The following is a 22,456-nucleotide window of genomic DNA, read 5'->3' as shown; positions in this document are numbered from 1 at the left end:
ATGTCCTCCGGCTCGTCGCAGGCCGACGAGGCCCCTTCCGCTCGCGTTAGGCTGAACCGGCTGTTTCGCTATCAAGGAGTATGTGTGGACGCGGATCTTGTGGTTGTTGGTTCAGGCTTCTTCGGCCTGACCGTGGCAGAACGACTGGCGGAGGAGCACGGGCGCAAGGTGCTCGTCATCGACCGCCGGGCCCACATCGGAGGGAACGCCTACAGCGAGGCCGAGCCGACGACGGGGATCGAGGTCCACCGTTACGGCGCGCACCTCTTCCACACGTCGAACGAGCGCGTCTGGGAGTACGTGAACCGGTTCACGGCGTTCACGAGCTACGTGCACCGGGTCTACACGACCCACCGGGGCGAGGTGTTCCCGATGCCCATCAACCTCGGGACCATCAACCAGTTCTTCCGGTCGTCCTACGGACCGGACGCCGCGCGCGAGCTGGTCAAGGAGCTCTCCGCGGAGCTCGGCGGCAAGAAGCCGACGAACCTCGACGAGCAGGGGGTCTCGCTGATCGGTCGCCCGCTGTACGAGGCCTTCATCCGTGACTACACGGCCAAGCAGTGGCAGACGGACCCGACGGAGCTCCCCGCGAGCATCATCTCGCGACTGCCCGTGCGCTACACGTACGACAACCGCTACTTCAACGACACGCACGAGGGGCTGCCGGTCGACGGCTACACGGCGTGGATCGAGCGGATGGCCGACCACAAGAACATCGAGGTGCGGCTGGGGGTCGACTTCTTCGACGAGTCGCAGCCCGTCAACAAGAAGAACGTCGTCGGGAACGTCCCGGTCGTGTACACGGGACCGGTGGACCGCTACTTCGACTACGCCGAGGGCTCGCTGTCCTGGCGCACGCTCGACTTCGAGCAGGAGGTCCTCCCGACCGGCGACTTCCAGGGGACCTCGGTCATGAACTACGCGGACGCCGACGTCCCGTACACCCGGATCCACGAGTTCCGGCACTTCCACCCCGAGCGGGACTACCCCACGGACCGGACGGTCATCATGCGGGAGTTCTCGCGCTTCGCCGAGAAGTCCGACGAGCCGTACTACCCGGTCAACACGAGCGTGGACCGCGAGAAGCTCCTCGCCTACCGCGACCTGGCCGCGGGGGAGAAGGACGTGCTCTTCGGAGGACGCCTGGGCACGTACAAGTACCTCGACATGCACATGGCGATCGGCGGCGCGCTCTCGATGGTCGACAACAAGCTGGCTCCGTACTTCGGTGGTCGGGAGTCTCTCCAGAGCGGCGGGGTGGACGCATGAGCAGCACCGGACCGGGTGGACCCCGGGTTCTCCAGCGGGTCGTCCTGCCGCTGAAGGGCGACCAGGACATCCTGCCGCTGTACGTCGAGGGCCCGCAGGGCCAGCCCGTGATCAGCATCGGCTCGGACGACAAGGAGCGCGTCTCGCACAGCGGTCCGGCCGACCGCCAGGACATCGCGCAGGTCATCTCGCGCCGCTCCTACCGCATCAAGCCCGGAGAGCGCACCTCGTTCGGCACCTACTTCAACGCGTTCCCTGCGAGCTACTGGCGCCGTTGGACGGTCCTCGACGAGGTCACCCTGCGGCTCGTGGTCGAGGGGGCGGGGTCGGTGTTCGTCTACCGGTCCAACGCCCGAGGGAACATCTACCGCGTCGCCTCGCGCGCGTTCTCGACCCGGACGACGGACGAGTTCACGTTCGAGCTGTCGCTCGCCAACTTCGCCGACGGAGGGTGGTACTGGTTCGACGTCGTCGCGGACGGCGACGCCGCCGGTGCGACGCTCACGTCGGCCCAGTGGGAGACGCCGGTCGAGCGCCCGACGGGGACCGTGACCATCTCCGTCACGACTCTCAACCGGCCCGACGACATCCGGCAGCTCCTCGAGCAGCTCGCGACCGACGACGCGCTGCTGAACGTGCTCGACCGCGTCCTGGTCGTCGACCAGGGCACGCAGCACGTGACGGACCTCCCGGGGTTCGAGAAGGCCGAGCGCGGGCTCGAGGGCCGTCTGCGGATCATCCGCCAGACGAACCTCGGTGGGTCCGGCGGCTTCTCGCGCGGCATGAGCGAGGTCCTCGACGCCGACGAGAGCGACTACGTGCTCATCTCGGACGACGACATCCGGACCGAGCCGGAGGGCATCCTGCGAGCGGCGACGTTCGCCGACTTCGCGCGGAAGCCGACGATCGTCGGTGGACACATGTTCTCGATGTACGACCGGGCCTACCTCCACTCGATGGGCGAGCGGATCGACCCGTGGCGCTTCTGGTGGGGTCCCGCGATCTCCGGGTCCAACGGGCACCACCTCAACGAGGCGGCGCTCCGGACGTCCCCCAACCTGCACCGACGCATCGACGTGGACTACAACGGGTGGTGGATGACCCTCATCCCGACCTCGGTCCTGCGGAAGGTCGGGCTGTCGTTGCCCGTCTTCATCAAGTGGGACGACGCCGAGTACGGTCTCCGGGCGAGCGCGGCCGGCGTGCCGACCGTCACGCTGCCCGGCGCCGCGGTCTGGCACGTGCCGTGGACCGACAAGGACGACAGCCTCGACTGGCAGGCCTACTACCACGAGCGCAACCGCTTCCTCGCGGCGCTGCTGCACTCGCAGTTCGAGCACGGTGGTCGCCTCGTGCGCGAGAGCATGTATCACCAGATCAAGCACCTGCTGGCTGCTCAGTACTCGGTCGCGGAGCTCCGTCTCCAGGCGCTCGAGGACCTGCTGACGGGCCCTGAGCACCTGCACGCGACGCTCGACACCAAGCTGGCGGAGATCCGCGCGACGCGCGCCCGCTTCGACGACTCACGGGTCGCACGCGACCCCGGGGCGTTCCCTCCCCTGAGGTCTCGGCGCACCAAGAAGGGTCGCGACGTGGTCCTCCCCGAGAACCGTGTCACGGCACTGGTCATGGCCGGGCTCGGCCTGGCGAAGGCCGTCCGGCAGGCGGACCCGATGAGCAAGGACCACCCCCAGGCCGAGATCGCGGCGATGGACGCTCGCTGGTGGCTCCTGTCGCAGTACGACTCCGCGCTGGTCTCGACGTCGGACGGTTCGGGAGCCGCCTGGTACAAGCGGGACCCTGCGGTCTTCAAGGACCTGTTCGGGCGCAGCGTCGCGCTGCACGAGAAGATGCTGCGCGAGTGGGCAACGTTGTCGACCTCCTACAGGTCGGCGCTCGACGACCTGGTCGGTCAGGAGGCCTGGAAGCGCACCTTCGAACGCACCCAGCAGGACGAGTCGTGAACCCTGAGGTTCCTCTGACGACTCCGGGGTACGGCCACGGGCTCCTCGACGTCTTCCGGCGTCGGTACCTGCTGAGGCTCATCGTCCGCAAGGAGCTGAGGGTCCGCTATCGGGGCTCCGTGCTCGGGATGGCGTGGTCCTACGTCAAGCCGGCCGTGCAGTTCTTGGTCTACTTCGTCGCGCTGGGCATCTTCATGCAGCTCAGCGGGAGGATCGAGGACTACGCGATCTACCTGTTCTCGGGGATCGTGGTCATCAACTTCTTCAGCGAGGGGTTCGGCAACGCGACACGGTCCGTCGTCTGGAACGCGCCACTCGTCCGGAAGATCTACCTCCCGCGCGAGCTGTTCCCCATGGCCTCGCTGTGGGTGTCCGCGGTGCACTTCTTCCCGCAGCTCGTCGTCCTGCTCGTGGGGACCTTGATCGCCGGATGGCGCCCGGGGCTCGTCGAGCTCGCGGCGGGGGTCCTGGGGTTCGTGATCGTGGCGCTCCTCTCTCTGGGGCTGGGGCTGCTCTTCGGCGCGATCAACGTGTTCTTCCGGGACGCCGAGAACTTCGTCGACCTGATCGCCATGGTCGCGACGTGGGCATCGCCGGTGCTGTACCAGTGGGAGATGGTGCAGGGCGCCCTGCCGGGGTGGCTCTTCACGCTCTACCAGCTGAATCCGTTGACGGCGGCAGTCGAGCTGTTCCACTACTGCTTCTGGTTCCCGGCCACGGCCGGGGCCGCCGCTTCGCCCCCGATCCTCATGCCACCGAACATGTGGATGTTCGCCGGCATCGCCGTCCTGGTCTCGCTCGGCACCGTGCTGATCGGCCAGTCCGTCTTCCGGCGCCTCGAGGGGCGCTTCGCCCAGGAGCTGTGATGACGACGTCCATCGAGGTCAAGAACCTGCAGAAGCGCTTCACGCTCCGCCACAACCGTTCGCTCAAGGAGCTGATGGTGGCTGCGGTGCGCGGGAAGGACCTGTCGGACACCTTCCTCGCGCTCGACGACGTCTCGTTCGACGTCCAGGAGGGGGAGACGGTCGCCCTCCTGGGGTTCAACGGGTCGGGCAAGTCCACGCTCCTGAAGCTGATCTCCGGGGTGCTCCGTCCCGACTCCGGGACGATCGGCACGCGCGGCCGGGTCGCGGGCCTCATCGAGGTCGGTGCGGGCTTCCACCCCGATCTGACGGGGCGCGAGAACGTGTACCTCAACGCGGCGATCCTCGGTCTCAGCCAGACGCAGGTCGAGCAGCGGTTCGACGAGATCGTGGCCTTCAGCGAGATCGAGAAGTTCATCGACACCGAGGTGAAGTTCTACTCCTCGGGGATGTTCATCCGCCTGGCGTTCTCGGTCGCGGTCCACTCGGACCCCGAGGTGTTCCTGATCGACGAGGTGCTCGCCGTCGGTGACGAGCCGTTCCAGCGCAAGTGTCTGGACCGGGTCCGTGAGCTGCGCGACGAGGGTCGCACGCTGGTCATCGTGAGCCACGACCTCGACATGGTCGCGGACCTGTGCGACCGGGGCATTCTGCTCGAGAAGGGGGTCGTGGTGGCGGACGGCGACACCCGCGTGCTCGTGGACAAGATGCGGGCCTCCTGAGGGCCGTCCGCGCGTCGGGGCACCTCTCGACGCGGCACGACGCTGCACAGCACGGAGCGGGCACCGCGCGAGCGGGCGCCCGCTCCGTCGCTTCTCAGTCCGAGAGCCGCTCGCTCTGCCTGAGGCGGTCCCGTGCGGCGGGGTCCAGGGCGAGGCGTGCGGAGGTCGTGGGCGAGAGCACGACGACCGAGCCGTCGCCCGCCAGCAGGTCCAGCGTGCCGCGCAGCAGGTCGATCGTCGACGTCGGTTCGAGCAGGCCGCGGCGGCCGCCCTCGTGGGGCGGTCGTGACCCGGTCGCCCAGCGCGAGAGTGCGTCATGCGGGGTCGTGGTCCCGTCGCCGTGATCGATCGCCACGGCGTCCGGGTCGATCTCCTCGACCCAGCCGATCTGGTCGCCGTACGTCATGACGGCCGAGCCGGCGTCGATCGCACCGTGCGGCAGGTCGCCGTCGTAGCGGCGTGCGAGGGCGGGCAGCGGCACGGCGACGAGCTGTGCGTCGGTCCCGTCCCAGGCCGAGGGGTGCGAGGTCACCACGACGTCCACGGGCCGGTCGGGGCGTGCGCGTCCGGCGTCAGGCACCCCGTCGTCCTGCCCGACGGCGTCGCTCCCCCCGGTCTGCGGGGCGAGCACGAGCGTGGCCCCGGTGCGCCATGTGGCGAGCGCCCAGACGATCGAGCGCCAGTGCGGAGGAAGGTCCAGGAGAACGCGGACCCCGGGTGCGGCGTCGAATTCTTCGACGAGCAGGTTCACGGTTTTGTTGATCCAGTTGTGCAGGACGGCTCCCGACAGCTCGACGCGTTCGCCGTCGTCCCCGTACCAGGTCACGCGGGGCCGGCCGGGCTCTCGGGTGATGAGCGACTGCAGGTCAGCGACGTGCATAGGGGTGGTGGAGAAGGCTGTCATGTGCTCAGGGTAGGGCCCGTCGACGAGCTCGGTGCTCGTGATTTCACCCACGGAATCGCCCGGATACCACATTTCGGCTTGACGGACGCGGATGACACGCGTGTAATTTCTCCAATGCAGTTTTCAAATAACGGCATGAAGGGGCGCATCATGTGGAACGTGCTGGGTGCTGATCTGGGGGTCTTTCCCTCGGATGCTGGTCGACCGGTCGAGACGGTGGCACCGGTGCTGCCTCTCTTCGGCGAGGTCGTCGACGACGGGCTCATGGGGTGGCAGGAGCGCGCGCTGTGCGCGCAGACGGACCCCGAGGCGTTCTTCCCCGAGAAGGGCGGCTCGACCCGCGAGGCCAAGAAGGTCTGCACCGGGTGCGAGGTCCGGGCCGAGTGCCTGGAGTACGCGCTCGAGCACGACGAGCGGTTCGGGATCTGGGGCGGTCTGTCCGAGCGGGAGCGTCGCAAGCTCAAGCGCCGGGTGGTCTGACCGGGGCAGGTCCTCGCTGCCGCGAGCGGGCGAACTGTAGCCCGGGCAGACGACCTGCCGTGTCGAGGTCCCACGATCTGCGCGGAGCGCGGGTCATGATGTGGCCAGGATGACTTCTTCAGACACGACCACGGTGACCGGTCCCTACCACCTGCCAGGTGCGGCGCAGCAGCGCGCACGTGGTGCGACGCCGCACGTCGCGGCCGCGGTGACGGGATCGATGCCCGCGGTCGTCTCGGTGACCGCGGTGGTCGTGACCCAGGGGCGCACGCGCTACCTGCCGCACACGCTCGAGGCGGTCCGTTCCCAGTCGGTCGTGCCCGATGCCGTGGTCGTCGTCGACGTCGCGGCGTCGCAGGCCATGAGCGAGTATCACGAGCTCCAGCTCGGCGGGGCGAAGTTCCTCGCCGCCCCCCACGCGCGGTCCTTCGGCCAGGCGGTCGACATCGCGCTCGCCTCCCGTGGCACCGAGGCTCCTCCGACCTGGATCTGGCTCCTCCACGACGACTCCGCCCCCGAGCCAGGTGCGCTGGCCGAACAGCTCCGCGCCGTCGAGCACTCCGCCGCCGTGGCGATCGCGGGTGCCAAGCAGCGGCGCTGGGACCTCGACGGCGACTCCGACGGGCTCCTGCTCGAGGTCGGCTTCACGATCTCTCCGCTCGGGCGCAGGATGACCGGGATCGACGAGCACGAGATCGACCAGGGCCAGCACGACGCGCGCGAGGACGTCTTCGCGGTCGGTCTCGCCGGAGCGCTGGTGCGTACGTCGGTCTGGACGACGCTGGGCGGGACGGACCCGGAGTACGGGGTGTTCGGTGACGGGCTCGACCTGTGCCGGCGCGCACGCCTGGCCGGGCACCGGATCGTGGTGGTGCCGCGCGCGGTGGTCCGCCACGCGCAGGCGTCGCTCCTCGACCTGCGCGAGGAGGACTCCCGGGGCGAGGCCGACGACGCCCGTGTCCCGGACGTCGAGGCCTCCTACGGCGCGCGCAGGCGCAGCCACCTGCACTACCGGCTCGTGAGCGTGGCCGCGCCGATGCTCGTGCCCGCGGTGCTCGCCATGATCCTGTGGGCGCCGTTCCAGGCCATGTACCGGCTCGCGATCAAGCGCCCGGCTCAGGCCCGGGACGAGCTCCTGGCGCCGCTCTGGGCGATCCTCCGGGTCCGTGCGGTGGCGCGGTCGCGCAGGTCGGTGCGCCGTACGAGCGTCCTGCCGCGCCGTGCGCTGGCGCCCCTCCAGGGCACGTGGCGCGACGTGCTGGGCGAGCGCAGGGACCACCGGCTTGCCCACGCGGAGGAGCACCGGACCTCGACGGCGCCCACGGACCTCGAGCGGGCGGAGCTGCGGATGCTCGCGCGCCGTCGTCGGGCGATGCTCTCGCTGCTCGTGGCCGGGCTGCTCGCGCTGACGGCCGCGGTCTTCGGTTCCGTCCTGGCGACGCTCGCGGCCGGGGGACGTCTCGTCGGGGGAGCGCTGCTGCCGGCCGGCGGCGACCTGGCGGGCATCTGGCAGGCCGCGACCGGCGGATGGGTCGCGGACGGGTTGGGATCCGCCGCGCCGGCCGATCCGTTCGTGATGTTCCTCCTGCCCCTGGCCGTGCTCGGCGGCGGGGCGTTGCAGCCGGCCGTGGGCGTCCTGGTCGTGCTGTCGTTCGTGGTCGCCGGAACGGGGGCATGGTTCGGTGCAGGGGGCGTGACGCGCTCGGTCTGGCTGCGAGCGTGGGCCGTGCTCGTGTGGATCGCCGCGCCGTCGTTCGTGACGGCTCTCGGCGAGGGGCGGCTGGGTGCCCTCGTCGCGCACGCCGCGCTGCCCTGGGTCGCGCTCGGGATCCTGCGTGCGCTGGGGGTGCATGCCCGCGACGAGCTGGCGCCCGCGCTGCGGCCTCGTGGCGCGGCGCTGCCGAACGGGCGCGGTGCGCTCCGCCGTCGCCGTCAGGGTTCGGTCGGCGCGGCGGCTGCCGCGGGGCTCGCCCTGCTCGTCGCCGTCTCCGGCGCACCGGTCCTGTTCCCGGTCGTCGTCGTGGCGCTGGGCGTGGTGGCGGTGGCCGCGCGCCAGCACCGCCGCTACCTGCTCCTGGTGCTCCTCCCGTCGCTCGTGCTCCTCGCGCCGTACTGGTACCACGTGGCGACGACCTGGACGGCCGGTGGGTGGCGTCTCCTCGCGGCGAGTCCCGGGGTGCCCCTCGCGTCGGACGGGGCGCCGGCGTGGCAGCAGCTCCTCGGCACCCCGGAGGAGAACGCCGCCTGGTTCGGTCTCGAGGACGGGATGCTCGGTCAGGTCGCGCGCCTCGCGCCCCTGGCATCGGGGGTGCTGATCGTCGTCCTCGCCCTGGTCGCGCTCTTCCGTGCTCGGGCTGTCGGGGCGGCCTGCGCCTGGTGCGTCGCCGCGCTGGGTCTGGCTGCGGCCGTCACGACCGGTGCGGTCGAGGTCGCCGTCTCCGGGGACGGGCCGGTCCGTGGCTGGCCCGGCGCGGCGGTCTCGGTCGTCGTCCTGGCGCTGCTGGGGGCCGCGCTGCTCGGTGCGCCCGGGCTGCGGTCCGCGCCCCGTCGGGTCGGTCCGGCCGTGGAGCCGGACGGTCCGGCAGCTGTCGCTCCGGCGGCCGACGAGAGCACGAACCGCCGTGGAGCGCCCGCCGGGTGGCGTCTGGGTGGGGTCGCCCTGCTGGCAGTGGTCGGGCTCGCGGTGCCCGTCGTGTCCGTCGTCTCGTGGACGCTGTCCGCGACCGGTCAGCCGGGGGCGGTCGGTGAGCTCGTCGTCGTGTCCGAACCGGTCGTCGCGAAGGTCGGGCAGCAGATGCAGGACTCCGAGCGCGAGGTGCGCGTCCTGTCGCTCGACCTGTCGCCCGAGGGCGTGCTCGAGTACGCGATGCTCCGGGGCGACGGGCCCCAGATGATCGACGCGTCGAGCGTGGTGCAGGGACGGGCCATGACCGACCCCGCCTACGCCCAGGCAGACCTGCCCGCCATCGTCGCCGGGATGGCGACGGGGAGCTCGGCCGGTGCCGCGAAGGAGCTCGCGGACCTGGGGGTCGGCGCGATCGTCCTCCCGGCGCCGGTCGCGCCGGACGGTTCGGAGACCGACGCCGTGGTCCCCGACGCCGTACCCTCCGACCCTGCTACGACGACCGGCGCCACGGCCGACAGCGGGCGCGAGCGCGCCGAGCTCGTGGCGCGGCTGGACATGGTGCCGGGCCTCGAACGCGTGACGGAGGGGCAGTCGTCTGTGCTGTGGCGGGTGGCCCCGGGGCCCGACGAGTCCGACGCGCCTGCCTGGGCGCGCGTGGTCGACCGCCTGCCCGCCGGGACGGCCGAGGACGCGGACGAGCCCGTCGTGACCGAGGGATACCTGCCTGCCAGGGACAAGTCGGTCGCGACCCGGGTCGCGACCGGCGGTCCGGAGCGGGCGATCGTGCTCGCCGAGACCGCGGCCCCGGGCTGGACCGCGACGTTGGACGGCCGCGCGCTCGAGCGCGCCGAGGTCGAGGGCCGTCAGGCGTTCCTCCTCGGCCCCGACGGCGGCACGGTGCGCATCGACTTCGTGCCCGCCCACCGGCTGCCCTGGCTCGTGGCTGCCGGCCTGACCCTGCTGATCTTCGTGCTCCTCGCCGTACCGGTGGGACGTCGTCGGACCGGAACGAGGTAGTGCCCGTGACCACCAGAACATCGAGAACCCGCTCCGTGCTGCGGCGAGCCGCGACGGTCGGCGGCGGGCTGGTCGCGGTCGCTCTCACGGGGGCGGTCGCCGCGATCGGCCTGCCGGCCGGCTTCGGCACCGTCGCCGGGGCGGCGACCGACGTCGAGCAGGTCGAGGCGACGACCCCCGAGCGCGTCCTCGTCTGCCCGGCGCCCGTCCGCCTGGCGGACTCGACGCAGGTGGGGGACGCGCAGTTCGGGGCGGCCCCCGTGGAGACGACGACGGCGCTGCGCGCGGGGCTGGTCGCGGCGGGAGAGGCCCCGGACGTGCCTGGGGGGACGCCGGTGACGCTCACGGGGCTCGACGGGCTGGACGCCGCCCCGCTCGAGCAGGACGGTCACGTCACCGTGGTCTCGTGGGCGGACGTGACCGAGGGGCAGGTCCTGCGGGTCGGCGCGGGGATGCCGGTCGACACCCGGGTCGGGGCGTCCGTGGGGTCGGTCACGACCGCGGGCGACCTGCGAGGGCTCGCGGCGGCGAGCTGCGCCGCCCCGGGCATCGACCAGTGGCTCGTCGGCGGGAGCACCGAGGTGGGGAGCAGCGCGCAGCTCGTGCTCCAGAACCCTGGTCGGACACCCGCGACGGTGCGGCTCAGCGTCTGGGGTCCCGGGGGCCCCGTCGTCCTCAGCGGCGGTGGGCAGTACGTGGTGCCGCCCGGCGGGGAGGTCGTGACGCTGGTGGAGGCGGCGGCGCCCGAGCAGCGGCGGCTCACGGTACGGGTCGAGTCGACGGGAGGGACGGTCGCGGCCTACCTGCAGCACAGCACCCTGGCGGGCCTGGTGCCGCTCGGGATCGACCACGTCGTCCCGGGTGCGGCGCCCGCCCGTGGTCTGGCGGTGGGTTTCACGAGCTCGGGAGAAGCGGTCGACGACGACCTCGCGCCGCAGGTCAGGCTCCTCGCACCCGGTGCGGAGGCGGGCACGGCGACCCTGACCGTCTACGGCGCGGACGGACGGGTACGGGTCCGCGGTGGCGAGCTGGTCGAGCTGGCCCCCGGTGTGGTGACGGACCAGTCGCTCGGCGGGCTGCCGGCGGGGGCGTACACGGTCGTGGTGGACGCGACGGTTCCGGTCGTGGCAGCCGCGGTCGAGACGCGCGAGGGGGATCCTGCCGAGGAGCTGCTGTCGGAGGATGCTCAGGTCGACCGGGCCTGGATCGCCGCGACCGCGCTGGGGACGCCCGAGGACGACGAGGAGCCTGCGTCGTCGGGACCGTCCGGTGCGACGCGCGACCGGGGAACGGTCGCCCTCGTGCCGGGCACGTCCAACGTGGTCCGTGTCGGCGCGGTGCCGGTGGAGCGCTCCGAGGAGGTGGACCCCACGGGGAGCTTCCGGGGCGTCCTGCGTGCCTACGGGACCGACGGCGCCCTGCTCGGGGAGCGGGAGATCGACGTCCCGGCCGGCTCGACGATTGTCGTCGCTGCGCGGACGGTCGGTGACGGGAAGGAGCCGGCCGTCCTGACCCTCGACGCGACGGACGAGGCCGAGGGGCCCGGCCAGGACGGGCCCGTGCCGGTGTGGTCGGTCGTCGCGAGCGCGGGTCCCGCGCTGTCGGGGGCTCGTGACGGCGCGCCCGGGACGTTGGTCTCGGTCCTGCTGCCGGTCCCGCCGGCCGCGAGCCAGGGGACGGTGGAGGTGCGCGCCACGAGGACCGCGGGGCTTCCCCGCTGAGTCCTCAGTGCCCGCCCTGGTACCGGGGGTCGATCTCCTCGGGGGTGCGCGCGAGCATGTGCGCGACCTGCTCGACGACGACGTCGCGCACCAGGTCGGCCAGGTCGTCGTCGTCGAAGGCCCGGGACTCGACGGGGCGACGGTAGACGACGATGCGGGCCGGCTGACCTGCGTCGGCCGGGAAGTAGCGACCCAGCGGCACCCCGGCGTCCTCCCACGGGGCCGGGTCGGAGGGCGGGACGTCCTCGACCGCGAACTCGGTGCCGTGGAGCTGGCGCGACCATGCGCGCTCGAGCAGGCTGATCGTCGCGATCACGTGCTCGTCGAACTTCTCGCCACGGGTCCGGTTCGCGGGGGCCGACGGCGGGAGCAGCGGGCCCCGGATGCCGCGGCCCCGGCGGTCCCGCCGGCGGGGGTGCGGTCCGACGTCGTTGAGGTCGGGCCCGCGCGGCGGGATGCGCAACGACGCGACGAGCGGCGCCGGGGCGTCCGCCGAGGCGCGCTCGGGGCGGCGACGGGAGCCGTGGGGGGCGGGGGAGGGCGAGTGACCGGGCACGTCTCCGAGCCTAGAGGACCCGGGCACGGGTGTCCGGACCCCGCGCCCGTCCCGTTGCGGGCGACCTGCACGGCGTGTATGGCACCGTGACCACCGCTCAGGGCGTAGTGTCAGCCCGTGAGATCCGTCAGACAGTGCTCGCGCACCGCATGCACCCGTGCCTCGGTGGCGACCCTCACCTACGTCTATGCGGACTCGACCGCCGTGCTCGGGCCCCTGGCCCACCTGGCCGAGCCCCACAGCTACGACCTGTGCGCCGAGCACGCCGAACGCCTCACGGCGCCCCGCGGGTGGGAGGTCGTGCGCCTCGCGCAGCACTTCGTCGAGACCGGCCCGAGCGCCGACGACCTCTCGGCGCTCGCGGAGGCGGTCCGCGAGGCGGGTCGTCCGCGCCCGGGCCCGGAGCCCGACGCCGTCACGGAGGTCGCCCGTCGGGGTCACCTCCGCGTGCTGCGCGCCGAGGGCGACTGACGTCGCTCAGGTGGTGCGCAGTGCGGCCACCCAGGCCTGCGTGGTCTCCCACCGGGGGAGCGCGCCGGCACGGAGCGCGGCGGACAGACCGGGGGCCTGCTCGTCCTTGGGCGACAGGATCGGCGTCAGCGGCTGCCCGGCGCGATCGAGTGTCGGCCACGAGATGTCGAGCAGCGGGTCGAGGGGATCGATCCCGTGCTCCCGGTCCGGTGCGTAGCCCGTGGAGCACAGGTACATCACGGTCGACCCGTCCTCGAGCGACATGAAGGCGTGCCCGAGGCCCTCCGAGAGGTAGACCGCGCGGTGGTCGACGTCGTCGAGCAGGACCGTGTCGTGCTGCCCGAACGTGGGCGAACCCGTGCGCAGGTCGACGACCACGTCGAGCACCGCTCCGCGCGGGCACGTCACGTACTTGGCCTGCCCCGGGGGGACGTCCGCGTAGTGCACGCCGCGCAGGACACCGGCGTCCGAGACCGACAGGTTGGCCTGGGCGAGCCCGAAGGTGTGGCCCGTGGCCTCCTGGAAGGAACCCGAGGTGAACCACTCGAGGAAGTACCCGCGGTCGTCGCGGTGCTGTGCAGGAGTCAGGCTCCACGCACCAGGGACGGTCAGTTCTTGTACGAGCACAGGTAACCTTTCGGCAGGAGCGGCCCGGTGGCGGGCCGCAGGATGACGTCGGAGTAGTCCGTCGTCGAGGGTACGTCGTCGACGTGCCTGACCACGGATCGAGAGGGGCACGTGTGCGCTGGGTGGTGACGGGGGCGCGAGGGATGCTCGGCGCCGAGCTCGTGGGGCGGCTCGCCGGCCGCGAGGAGGACGACGTCGTCGCGTACACGCGGGACGAGCTCGACGTCACCGACGCCGCGGCGGTGCTGCGTGCTTCCCAGGGTGCCGACGTGATCGTGAACTGCGCGGCCTACACGGCCGTCGACGCGGCCGAGACGGACGAGGCCCGGGCGGCCGACGTCAACGCCACCGCTCCCGGGGTGCTCGCGGCGGCCGCGCGCGAGGTCGGCGCCCGCCTCGTGCACGTCTCGACGGACTACGTGTTCGGCGCGTCCACCCGGGAGGACGGACCGATCCCGACGACGGCGCCGACCGCGCCCCGCAGCGCCTACGGCCGGACCAAGGAGCAGGGCGAGCGCGCCGTCCGCGCCGCGCACGACGACCACCTGATCGTCCGGACGGGGTGGCTGTACGGGCGCCACGGACGATGCTTCCCGCGCACCATCGCGGCGCTCGCCGCGGACCGGGAGCACGTGGACGTCGTCGACGACCAGGTCGGACAGCCCACCTGGACACGAGACCTCGCGGACCTCGTGGTTCGGCTCGTCGACGCCGGCGCTCCGTCGGGCACGTATCACGGGACGTCGAGCGGGAAGGCTTCCTGGTTCGAGTTCGCCGCGGAGGTCGCGCGCTCGGCGGGGCTTCCCGACGGCCGGGTGCGCCCCTGCACGAGCGGCGAGTTCCCGCGCCCCGCGGCCCGGCCCGCATGGTCGGTGCTCGCCCACGACGACCTCGAGCGGTCGGGGATCGCGCCGATCGCGGACTGGCGCGACCGGTGGCGGGTGGCGGCTGCGGAGGTCCTGACCGCCTCCTGAGCGCGGGGCGTCACCGGTCGGCGAGGAGGTCCAGGAGGTAGCGGCCGTAGCCGGACTTCTCGAGCGCCCGCCCGCGGGCCGCGAGGTCGTCGTCGGAGAGGAGCCCTCGACGCCACGCGATCTCCTCGGGCGCCCCGACCTTGAGCCCCTGGCGCTGCTCGATCGCCCGGACGTAGTCGCCGGCGTCGTTGAGCGCGTCGAACGTCCCGGTGTCGAGCCAGGCCGTGCCGCGGGGCAGGACCTCGACGTGGAGCCGGCCCTGCTCCAGGTAGTGCCGGTTGACGTCGGTGATCTCGTACTCCCCCCGCGCCGAGGGGCGCAGACCGGCGGCGATCGAGACGGCGTCGGCGTCGTAGAAGTACAGTCCCGGCACCGCGAAGTGGCTCCGCGGCGCGGTGGGCTTCTCGACGAGGGAGACCGCACGGCCGTCGGCGTCGAACTCGACGACCCCGTAGGCCGACGGGTCGGCCACGTGGTACGCGAAGATGGCGCCCCCGTCGACCTGGCCGAACCGCTGGAGCTGGTCGCCGAGGCCGGGCCCGTAGAAGATGTTGTCGCCCAGCACCAGGCCCACCGGCTGCCCGTCGAGGAAGTCCGCGCCGATCACGAGAGCCTGCGCGAGCCCGTCGGGACTCGGCTGGACGGCGAAGCTGATCGAGATGCCGAACTGCGACCCGTCGCCGAGGAGGCGCCGGAACGGTTCGGCCTCGTGCGGGGTCGTGATCACGAGGACCTCCGTGATCCCCGCGAGCATGAGCGTCGAGAGCGGGTAGTAGATCATGGGCTTGTCGTACACGGGCAGGAGCTGCTTGCTGGTGCCGAGCGTGATCGGGTGCAGCCGTGTGCCCGATCCACCGGCGAGAATGATCCCCTTCATCCCGGAAGAGTCCCATGCCTCCTTGCCGGAGTGCACCCGTTGGCGGGTGAAATCGCCTGGTTGCCCGAGGACGGGCCGCGGCTCCGGTTAGGCTGGCCCGCGACGGGACCGCGTGGTCCTGCCCCGCTCCCGCGGGCACCGACTGCCCACCCTGGAGGTCCTCGTGCGTGTCCTGGTGACGGGTGGTGCGGGCTTCATCGGCTCGAGTTTCGTCAGGTCGACCGTCGCCCGGCGCCCCGACGCGCAGGTCACGGTCCTCGACGCCCTCACGTACGCGGGTGACCTGTCGTCGCTGGCGAGCGTGTCCGACGACGTCACGTTCGTCCGGGGGGACGTCGCCGACGCCGACCTCGTCGACGACCTGGTCTCGCGTGCCGACGTGGTGGTGCACTTCGCCGCCGAGTCGCACAACGACAACTCGCTCGTCGACCCGTCGCCCTTCGTCCGGACCAACGTGGTGGGCACGTTCACGCTGCTCGAGGCCGTGCGACGGCACGGCACCCGGTTGCACCACGTCTCGACCGACGAGGTCTACGGCGACCTCGCGCTGGACGACCCGAACCGCTTCACCGAGACCACGGCGTACGAGCCGTCGTCGCCGTACTCGGCCACCAAGGCGTCGAGCGACCTCCTCGTCCGGGCCTGGGTGCGGTCGTTCGGCGTGCACGCCACGATCTCGAACTGCTCGAACAACTACGGCCCGTTCCAGCACGTCGAGAAGTTCATCCCGCGCCAGATCACCGAGCTCATCGAGGGTCGGGCGCCGCGCGTCTACGGGGCCGGTCTCAACGTGCGCGACTGGATCCACGTGGACGACCACAACGAGGCCGTCTGGACCATCATCGAGCGTGGCACCCCGGGGGAGACCTACCTGATCGGCGCCGACGGGGAACGGTCCAACCTCGACGTGGTCCGCGACCTCCTCGCGATCTTCGGACGCGGCGCGGACGAGATCGAGTTCGTGGCCGACCGCGCGGGGCACGACCTGCGCTACGCGATCGACTCGACGCGGCTGCGCACCGAGCTCGGGTGGGAGCCCCGGTTCACCGACCTCGCGGCCGGCCTGGCCTCGACCGTCGACTGGTACCGCGCCAACGAGGCGTGGTGGCGCCCTGCCAAGGTCTCGACCGAGGAGCGCTACGCCCGCACCGGGCAGTAGCCCGAGGGCAGACGTCGGCGTCCTCGTGGCCGCCGACGCGGCTACGCTGAGACCGTGCCCATCGACCTGACCCAGCTCATCAAGGCCTACGACGTCCGCGGTACGGTCCCGGACCAGCTCGACCCGCAGGTCGCCCGCGCGATCGGCGCGGCGTTCGCACGCGTCGTCGCGCTGCCCGAGGCGACCGCGACGGAGGGCGAGCCGGGCGCCCGCCCGCGCGTCGCCGTCGGGCGGGACATGCGCGACAGCGGACCCGGACTGGTCGACGCGTTCGCCCAGGGGCTCGCCGACGCCGGCGTGGACGTGCTGCTGATCGGGCAGTGCTCGACCGACGGGCTCTACTACGCGTCGGGTGCGCTGGGCGTCCCGGGCGCGATGTTCACGGCCTCGCACAACCCCGCGCGCTACAACGGCATCAAGCTGTGCCGTGCGGGCGCCCGCCCCGTGGGCCAGGACTCCGGGCTCGTCACGGTGCGCGACCTGGCGCAGGAGTACCTCGACGGCGAGCTCCCCGCACCCGTCGCCGACCGCGGGGAGATCACCGAGCGCGACATGCTCGCGGACTACGCGGCGTTCCTGCGCTCGCTCGTCGACCTGCGGGGCATCCGGCCCCTCAAGGTCGTGATCGACGCGGGCAACGGGATGGGCGGCCTCACGGCCCCCGCCGTGCTGGGGACCGCGGCCGGGCTCGAGGCCCTGCCGCTCGACATCGTCCCCCTGTACTTCGAGCTGGACGGGACGTTCCCGAACCACGAGGCCAACCCGCTCGACCCCAAGAACCTGGTGGACCTGCAGGCCGCGGTCGTCGAGCACGACGCGGACCTGGGGCTCGCGTTCGACGGCGACGCCGACCGCTGCTTCGTGATCGACGAGCACGGCGACCCCGTCTCCCCGTCCGCGATCACCGCCCTCGTGGGGCTGCGGGAGGTCGAGCGTGAGCTCGCCGCCGGTCGCGTCCCGACGATCATCCACAACCTCATCACCTCGCGCGCCGTCCCGGACTTCATGTCCGCCGCGGGGGCGAAGGTCGTGCGGACGCGCGTGGGGCACTCCTTCATCAAGGCGCAGATGGCCGACCACGACGCGGTGTTCGGCGGCGAGCACAGCGCCCACTACTACTTCCGCGACTTCTTCTTCGCCGACACGGGCATGCTGGCGGCCATGCACGTGCTCGCAGCCCTGGGCGGCCAGCAGCACCCCCTGTCGGCGCTCGGCGAGGTCTACGAGCCCTACTCCGCGAGCGGGGAGATCAACTCCGAGGTCGAGGACGTCCCGGCCGCCCGCGCCCGCGTGGTCCAGGCCTACGTGACCGAGCAGGGCGCCGGGCCGGTCGAGGTCGACGAGCTCGACGGCCTCACGGTCTCCCACTGGGACTCCCACCCGCAGTGGTGGTTCAACCTGCGTGCGTCCAACACGGAGCCGCTCCTGCGGCTCAACGTCGAGGCCGCCGACGAGGACATCATGGAGAAGGTGCGCGACGACGTCCTGTCGCTCGTGCGCGAGGGCTGAGCGCGGAGGAGCGCCCGTCTCGACGACGCCCGGCCCGTGGCGCCCGACCCGCCGTCGGTGCGCCCGGGACCGCTCGTCCCGCGACCGCGCCACCCGCAGGCCTTGCCGGATCCGGCCACCGCGCGCCGGTGCTGCTCCCCGGAGCGCCTAGACTGGCACCGGCCTGCGGCCGGACCGCGGATCACTACCCGAAGGAGAACGCCATGGGCGTGCAGATCGACGCGTGGGTGCGAGAGTCCTTGCGCTGCCCCGTGACGGGCGCGACGCTCGTCGACGGGACCGGGCCGGACCAGGGACCGGAGCTCTGGTCGACGGACCCCGACCGACCGCTGGCCTACCCCGTGCGTGACGGGATCCCCGTCCTCCTGGAGGCGGAAGCCCGACCCCTCACCGCCCAGCCCCACTGACGAGACCTTCCACCGTCCTCGACGGTCGATGACGAGCTGGACGACAGCAGAAGAGGAAATGCACGTCCTATGACCGTTCCACCGTCGGGTTCCACCCGGTCCGATGCGGGCCCGACCTCGGCTGCGCTCGTGCCGCCACCGTTGGAGAACCGCTTGGCGGACGCACCCCGGTACGCGGCGCTGCACGGGCTCGCGCCCGTCGGCACCAGACCGCCTCTGAGGACCTATGTCCGCGACCTCTGGGGCAAGCGGGCCTTCATCCGCGTGCTCGCCACCTCGAAGGCGTACGCCGAGAACCAGACGACGTACCTCGGGCAGCTCTGGACGATCCTCAACCCGTTGCTCAACGCGATCGTGTACATCGCGATCTTCGGGTTCCTGATGGGGGCGCGCGCCGGCACCGAGAACGTCATCGCGTTCATCGTCGTGGGAACGTTCATCTTCCGCTTCTTCGACGCGTCCGTCAGTGCGGGCAGCCGGTCCATCACGGGCAACGCGAGCCTCGTCCGGTCGCTGCGCTTCCCCCGCGCCGTGCTGCCAGTCGCCGGGGTCCTCGCGCAGCTGGCCACCCTCCTGCCCGCGCTCGTGGTGATGTGCGTGGTCGTCCTGGTGAGCCAGCTCGTCCCGGGGATGGGAGCCGTCCCCCTGGGATGGAGATGGCTGCTCCTCGCCCCGGCCGTCGGCCTCCTGTGGGTGTTCAGCACAGGCTGCGCGTTCATCGCCGGCCGCCTCGTGGCCGTCGCTCCCGACGTCGCGAACGTGATCCCGTTCGTCATGCGGTTCGTGATGTACGGCTCGGGCGTCATCTTCAGCATCGACAGCTACGTCTCGTCGGAGAGCTCGCCAGCACTGTATGCGATCCTGACCTACCAGCCGGTGGCCGTGTACCTCGACCTGGCGCGTTCCGCGATCCTGAACGAACCCTCGATCACGACCGACCCCGTGACGTGGATCGTCGGGGCCGGATGGGCGCTCGTGGCGCTCGTCGGCGGGTTCACGTACTTCTGGCGAGGAGAGGAGAGGTACGGACGTGACTGACGAGATCGATTTCGAGGTCGATGCCGAGGACCTCGACCAGGTCGCGACGCAGAAGGAGGTCGGCGAGCCGTCGCTCGTGGTCGACGATCTCTCGGTCACCTATCGGATCGTCGGAGGGGGCCACGCTCCCACAGAGACGGCGGGATCGCTCCTGCGTCGCGTCGTGGGACGGGGACGCCGGCACGTCGGCGCGGTGCACGAGGTCAAGGCCATCCGCAACGTGTCCTTCGTCGCGCGACAGGGCGAGGCCATCGGGATCCTCGGGATCAACGGCTCGGGCAAGAGCACGCTGCTCCGTGCGATCGCCGGCCTGGTGCCCTCGAGCGGAGGGTCGGTGTACTCGGTGGGCGCGCCGTCGCTCCTCGGTGTCAACGCCGTCCTGATGAGCCAGCTCAGCGGCGAGCGCAACATCATGGTGGGCGGCCTGGCCATGGGGCTGAGCCCCAAGGAGGTGAACGCCCGGTTCGACGACATCGTCGAGTTCTCGGGCATCGGCGACTCCGTGTACCTCCCGATGCGCACCTACTCCTCGGGGATGGCGGCACGGCTCCGGTTCGCGATCTCGGCCGCGGCGACCCCGGACATCCTCATGATCGACGAGGCCCTCGCGACGGGGGACGCCGACTTCCGGCAGCGGAGCAAGGAACGCATGGACGCGATCCGCGACCACGCCTCGACGGTCTTCCTCGTGAGCCACTCGATCGCCACCGTCGCGAGCATGTGCACGCGCGCGATGTGGCTCGACCACGGGCGACTCGTCATGGACGGGCCGGTCGGCGACGTGACGGCTGCCTACGCGGAGTTCATCCGTGCCAAGCACCGGGAACGTGACGCGGCGCGTGGCGAGCAGGCCTCGGGCCACTGAGAAATACCGGACTGTCGGTACCATCTTCCCGTACATCGTCCTGCGGACAGCACCCCCAGCGAAGGAATGACATGGTCACCAAGGCGCGAGGAACGAGCCTTCGCCGCACCGTCCGACGAGCCGGCGGAAAGATCGTCCGCAGGTTGGCACTGCTCCCCGGAGGGATGCCCGACGGCCTGGGACAGGACGACGAGCTGCTGGGGACGACGCTCGAGCAGACCGTCATGGTCTACTTCGCCGACACGCCGGACGCCCTGTACCAGATCGAGCAGTGGTACCCGACCTTCCGGGCGCTCGACGCGAAGCACCCCGTGGTCATCGTCCTCAAGGACTCACGGACCGCACGCGCCGTCCGTGCCAAGGTCAACCTCCCGGTGATCGTGGTCGCCCGCTACACGACGATCGACGACCTCCTGTCCAGGAGCTCCGTCAAGCTCGCCCTGTACGTCAACCACAACCCGGAGAACTTCTCCAACCTGCGGTTCGGGCAGCTGGTGCACGTCTCGTTGATGCACGGCGACAGCGACAAGACGGTCACCGTCTCCAACCAGACCAAGGCCTACGACTTCTCCTTCGTCGCCGGCCAGGCCGCGATCGACAGGATGGCCACGTACTCGGCGTTGTACGACGCCGCGAGCCGGTGCATCGCCGTCGGGAGGCCTCAGGTCGACGAGCAGACGCTGCAGCGTCAGGCGGTCATGGCCGCTGCCGAGACCAGCTCCCGCAGGACGGTCCTCTACGCCCCGACGTGGGAGGGTGCGCAACCCTCGGCGGCGTACGGCTCGGTCGAGTCGCACGGCCCCGGGCTGGTCCGCGCGCTGCTCGAGGACGGTCGCTACCGCGTCGTCTACCGCCCCCACCCGCTCACGGGGGTCCGGCTGTCGACCTACGGGGACGCCGACCGTGCGATCCGGGCCCTGATCGAGGCCGCCGCCGACGCGTCGCCCACCGCTGGGCACCGCGTCGACGTGGGCGTCGAGGTCGCCACGTCGTTCGCCTCCGGGGACGTCCTGGTGTGCGACGTCTCAGGCGTCGCCATGGACTGGCTCCCGTCGGGGAAGCCGCTCGTCGTCACGCGGCCCGTCGGAGAGGAAGCGCTCATCGCGCGCACCCCCCTGACGGAGCTCGTGCCCTCGCTCGAGGCACAGGACGTCGACGCGGCCGTGGACCTGCTGACGCAGCAGCTCGAGAACGACCCGCTCGTGGCGGAGCGGGCGCGCCTCACCGAGTACTACCTCGGTGACATCACTCCCGGAGCCTCGACGCGTCGCTTCGTCGAGGCCTGCGACCACCTCATCGAGGTCCGCGACCAGGAGATGGATCGCATCGCCCTGGCGAGGGCAGGCCGTTGACGGCGCCCTCCGAGCGCGACGACCTCCAGGTCGTCGTCCTCGCCGCAGGCATGGGGACGAGGCTCGGCGGCGCAGCCCCCAAGCCGCTGACCCCGCTGCGGGACGGTCGGACGATCCTCGCGCAGCAGCTCGAGAACGTGCGCATGGCGTTCGGTCCCGACGCCCAGGTCATGCTGGTCGTGGGGTTCAAGCACGAGCTCCTCATGGAGGCCGCCCCCGACGTGGCCTTCGCCTACAACGAGGTCTACGACCGGACCAACACGTCGAAGAGCCTGCTCAAGGCCATGAAGGCCACGGGCAGCCGACCGGTCCTCTGGATGAACGGCGACGTCGTCTTCCATCCGGACGTGCTCCGCCGCGTCACCCCGCTGGTCGAGCAGCAGACCTCGTTCGTGTGCGTGAACACGGCCCAGGTGGGCGACGAGGAGGTCAAGTACACGGTCGACGGGGCCGGCGGGGTCGCGCAGCTCTCCAAGCAGGTCGTGGACGGACTGGGCGAGGCCGTCGGCATCAACTTCGTCGCGTCGTCGGGGAAGGCGGCGCTGATCGCGCGCCTCGACGAGGCCGACGACACGGACTATTTCGAGCGGGGCATCGAGGTCGCGATCGCGGCCGACGGCCTCAGGTTCGTCCCGGTGGACATCAGCGACCTGTACGCGGTCGAGATCGACTTCTCGGAAGACCTCGTGCGCGCGAACGAGTTCATCGAATGAGTCTTCGGACCGCGATCGGGCACCGTCTCCCCATCTCGACCCGGCTCTTCCTCTCGCGGCTGCTGCACGGCGAGCTCACGTGGCAGGTGCGTGCCGCCGGCCGCGGCGGGGCGTCGCAGGTCGTCGACCGCTTCGACCACCGGGAGGTGGTCGAGGAGAACGTCGCACTCGTGAGCGCCGCTCTCGTCGCCGCGGGCGTCGAGCACGTCGTTCTGCCGCACCACCGAGGGGTCGACCGGAAGATCGCCGTGCCCGCGGAGAGCGCCGGTGCCGTGCTCTCGGCCCTGGGCATGCTCGTCTCCTCGGGGACGTGGCGGGGGGGGGGGGGCGGGGGGG

General features: G+C 71.6%; 21 protein-coding genes. 17 read left to right on the top strand and 4 right to left on the bottom strand.

From position 1 onward, the window contains the following. Positions 1-84: 84 nt before the first annotated feature. From glf to H9623_RS04330, 4 genes are read left to right on the top strand one after another with little or no spacing between them, the layout of a single operon-like run. Complete coding sequence (glf, locus tag H9623_RS04345) at positions 85-1,272, top strand: UDP-galactopyranose mutase (protein ID WP_193718840.1); 1,188 nt, start codon at positions 85-87, stop codon at positions 1,270-1,272. After that, a complete protein-coding gene (locus tag H9623_RS04340) occupies positions 1,269-3,236 on the top strand; it encodes a glycosyltransferase (RefSeq protein WP_193718839.1) in 1,968 nt (655 codons plus the stop codon). The genes glf and H9623_RS04340 overlap by 4 nt, the downstream gene beginning before the upstream one ends. Then, positions 3,233-4,102, top strand: a complete 870-nt coding sequence (locus H9623_RS04335; protein WP_193718838.1) for an ABC transporter permease — start codon at positions 3,233-3,235, stop codon at positions 4,100-4,102. The genes H9623_RS04340 and H9623_RS04335 overlap by 4 nt, the downstream gene beginning before the upstream one ends. Further along, positions 4,102-4,824, top strand: a complete 723-nt coding sequence (locus H9623_RS04330; RefSeq protein ID WP_193718837.1) for an ABC transporter ATP-binding protein — start codon at positions 4,102-4,104, stop codon at positions 4,822-4,824. Before H9623_RS04335 ends, H9623_RS04330 begins: the two co-directional genes overlap by 1 nt. A gap of 94 nt (positions 4,825-4,918) precedes the next feature. Here H9623_RS04330 and H9623_RS04325 read toward each other — a convergent pair whose 3' ends face one another. Beyond that, positions 4,919-5,728, bottom strand: a complete 810-nt coding sequence (locus tag H9623_RS04325; protein ID WP_227748172.1) for a TIGR03089 family protein — start codon at positions 5,726-5,728, stop codon at positions 4,919-4,921. A gap of 150 nt (positions 5,729-5,878) precedes the next feature. Between H9623_RS04325 and H9623_RS04320 the strand changes: the two genes are divergently transcribed. The 3 genes from H9623_RS04320 to H9623_RS04310 all read left to right on the top strand — a co-directional run bounded on the left by H9623_RS04320 (position 5,879) and on the right by H9623_RS04310 (position 11,572). Further along, the gene (locus H9623_RS04320) at positions 5,879-6,208 is read left to right on the top strand and encodes a WhiB family transcriptional regulator (protein ID WP_321575292.1); all 330 of its coding nucleotides are present in this window, start codon (positions 5,879-5,881) and stop codon (positions 6,206-6,208) included. Positions 6,209-6,317: 109 nt separating this feature from the next. Next, a complete protein-coding gene (locus tag H9623_RS04315) occupies positions 6,318-9,851 on the top strand; it encodes a glycosyltransferase (RefSeq protein ID WP_193718836.1) in 3,534 nt (1,177 codons plus the stop codon). 5 nt (positions 9,852-9,856) lie between these two features. Beyond that, the gene (locus H9623_RS04310; RefSeq protein ID WP_193718835.1) at positions 9,857-11,572 is read left to right on the top strand and encodes a DUF5719 family protein; all 1,716 of its coding nucleotides are present in this window, start codon (positions 9,857-9,859) and stop codon (positions 11,570-11,572) included. Between the two features lie 4 nt (positions 11,573-11,576). On the opposite strand, the gene H9623_RS04305 is transcribed toward H9623_RS04310, so the two are convergent. After that, a complete protein-coding gene (locus tag H9623_RS04305; RefSeq protein ID WP_321575277.1) occupies positions 11,577-12,128 on the bottom strand; it encodes a metallopeptidase family protein in 552 nt (183 codons plus the stop codon). Positions 12,129-12,245: 117 nt separating this feature from the next. On the opposite strand from H9623_RS04305, the gene H9623_RS04300 reads away from it, so the two are divergent. After that, positions 12,246-12,599: a DUF3499 domain-containing protein gene (locus H9623_RS04300; RefSeq protein ID WP_193718834.1), complete on the top strand. Its 354-nt coding sequence runs from the start codon at positions 12,246-12,248 to the stop codon at positions 12,597-12,599. 6 nt (positions 12,600-12,605) lie between these two features. On the opposite strand, the gene H9623_RS04295 is transcribed toward H9623_RS04300, so the two are convergent. Further along, a complete protein-coding gene (locus H9623_RS04295) occupies positions 12,606-13,226 on the bottom strand; it encodes a dTDP-4-dehydrorhamnose 3,5-epimerase family protein (protein ID WP_193718833.1) in 621 nt (206 codons plus the stop codon). Between the two features lie 113 nt (positions 13,227-13,339). Here H9623_RS04295 and rfbD point away from each other — a divergent pair, with 113 nt between their 5' ends. After that, a complete protein-coding gene (gene rfbD, locus H9623_RS04290; protein WP_193718832.1) occupies positions 13,340-14,200 on the top strand; it encodes a dTDP-4-dehydrorhamnose reductase in 861 nt (286 codons plus the stop codon). A 10-nt stretch (positions 14,201-14,210) separates the two neighbouring features. Here the strand turns inward: rfbD and rfbA are convergent, their stop codons facing one another. After that, entirely contained in the window at positions 14,211-15,077 is an 867-nt protein-coding gene (rfbA, locus tag H9623_RS04285; protein WP_193718831.1) for a glucose-1-phosphate thymidylyltransferase RfbA, read from the bottom strand. Between the two features lie 163 nt (positions 15,078-15,240). Here rfbA and rfbB point away from each other — a divergent pair, with 163 nt between their 5' ends. The 8 genes from rfbB to H9623_RS04245 form a co-directional block, all read left to right on the top strand. Further along, positions 15,241-16,236 carry a dTDP-glucose 4,6-dehydratase gene (gene rfbB, locus H9623_RS04280; RefSeq protein WP_193719012.1) on the top strand — a complete coding sequence of 332 codons (996 nt, stop codon included), beginning with the start codon at positions 15,241-15,243 and terminating at the stop codon, positions 16,234-16,236. Positions 16,237-16,290: 54 nt separating this feature from the next. Further along, positions 16,291-17,745, top strand: coding sequence for a phosphomannomutase/phosphoglucomutase (locus H9623_RS04275; RefSeq protein ID WP_193718830.1), 1,455 nt, complete (start codon positions 16,291-16,293; stop codon positions 17,743-17,745). Between the two features lie 203 nt (positions 17,746-17,948). After that, positions 17,949-18,152 (top strand): Trm112 family protein, encoded by a 204-nt coding sequence (locus H9623_RS04270; RefSeq protein WP_193718829.1) that lies wholly within the window; start codon positions 17,949-17,951, stop codon positions 18,150-18,152. A gap of 153 nt (positions 18,153-18,305) precedes the next feature. After that, a complete protein-coding gene (locus tag H9623_RS04265; protein ID WP_227748171.1) occupies positions 18,306-19,190 on the top strand; it encodes an ABC transporter permease in 885 nt (294 codons plus the stop codon). Further along, positions 19,183-20,055, top strand: coding sequence for an ABC transporter ATP-binding protein (locus H9623_RS04260; RefSeq protein ID WP_193718827.1), 873 nt, complete (start codon positions 19,183-19,185; stop codon positions 20,053-20,055). Before H9623_RS04265 ends, H9623_RS04260 begins: the two co-directional genes overlap by 8 nt. Positions 20,056-20,198: 143 nt before the next feature. Continuing rightward, entirely contained in the window at positions 20,199-21,407 is a 1,209-nt protein-coding gene (locus H9623_RS04255) for a CDP-glycerol glycerophosphotransferase family protein (RefSeq protein ID WP_193718826.1), read from the top strand. Further along, complete coding sequence (locus H9623_RS04250; protein ID WP_227748170.1) at positions 21,404-22,120, top strand: phosphocholine cytidylyltransferase family protein; 717 nt, start codon at positions 21,404-21,406, stop codon at positions 22,118-22,120. Before H9623_RS04255 ends, H9623_RS04250 begins: the two co-directional genes overlap by 4 nt. Then, on the top strand, positions 22,117-22,456 hold a 340-nt coding region (locus H9623_RS04245; protein WP_193718825.1), incomplete at its 3' end, for a hypothetical protein. The genes H9623_RS04250 and H9623_RS04245, both read left to right, overlap by 4 nt.

Origin of the sequence: Oerskovia douganii (assembly GCF_015142735.1) — a bacterium.
GTDB lineage: Bacteria > Actinomycetota > Actinomycetes > Actinomycetales > Cellulomonadaceae > Oerskovia > Oerskovia douganii.
The sequence above is the reverse complement of the archived record's forward strand: the minus strand, read 5'-3'. Positions and strand labels throughout refer to the sequence as shown.

What these genes read in the sequence shown, in the direction of transcription:
- H9623_RS04320 (WP_321575292.1), top strand. Translation starts at nt 5,879, where the DNA reads ATGTGGAACGTGCTGGGTGCTGATCTGGGGGTCTTTCCCTCGGATGCT.
- H9623_RS04340 (WP_193718839.1), top strand. Translation starts at nt 1,269, where the DNA reads ATGAGCAGCACCGGACCGGGTGGACCCCGGGTTCTCCAGCGGGTCGTC.
- H9623_RS04315 (WP_193718836.1), top strand. Translation starts at nt 6,318, where the DNA reads ATGACTTCTTCAGACACGACCACGGTGACCGGTCCCTACCACCTGCCA.
- H9623_RS04325 (WP_227748172.1), bottom strand. Translation starts at nt 5,728, where the DNA reads ATGACAGCCTTCTCCACCACCCCTATGCACGTCGCTGACCTGCAGTCG.
- rfbA (WP_193718831.1), bottom strand. Translation starts at nt 15,077, where the DNA reads ATGAAGGGGATCATTCTCGCCGGTGGATCGGGCACACGGCTGCACCCG.
- H9623_RS04270 (WP_193718829.1), top strand. Translation starts at nt 17,949, where the DNA reads ATGGGCGTGCAGATCGACGCGTGGGTGCGAGAGTCCTTGCGCTGCCCC.
- H9623_RS04330 (WP_193718837.1), top strand. Translation starts at nt 4,102, where the DNA reads ATGACGACGTCCATCGAGGTCAAGAACCTGCAGAAGCGCTTCACGCTC.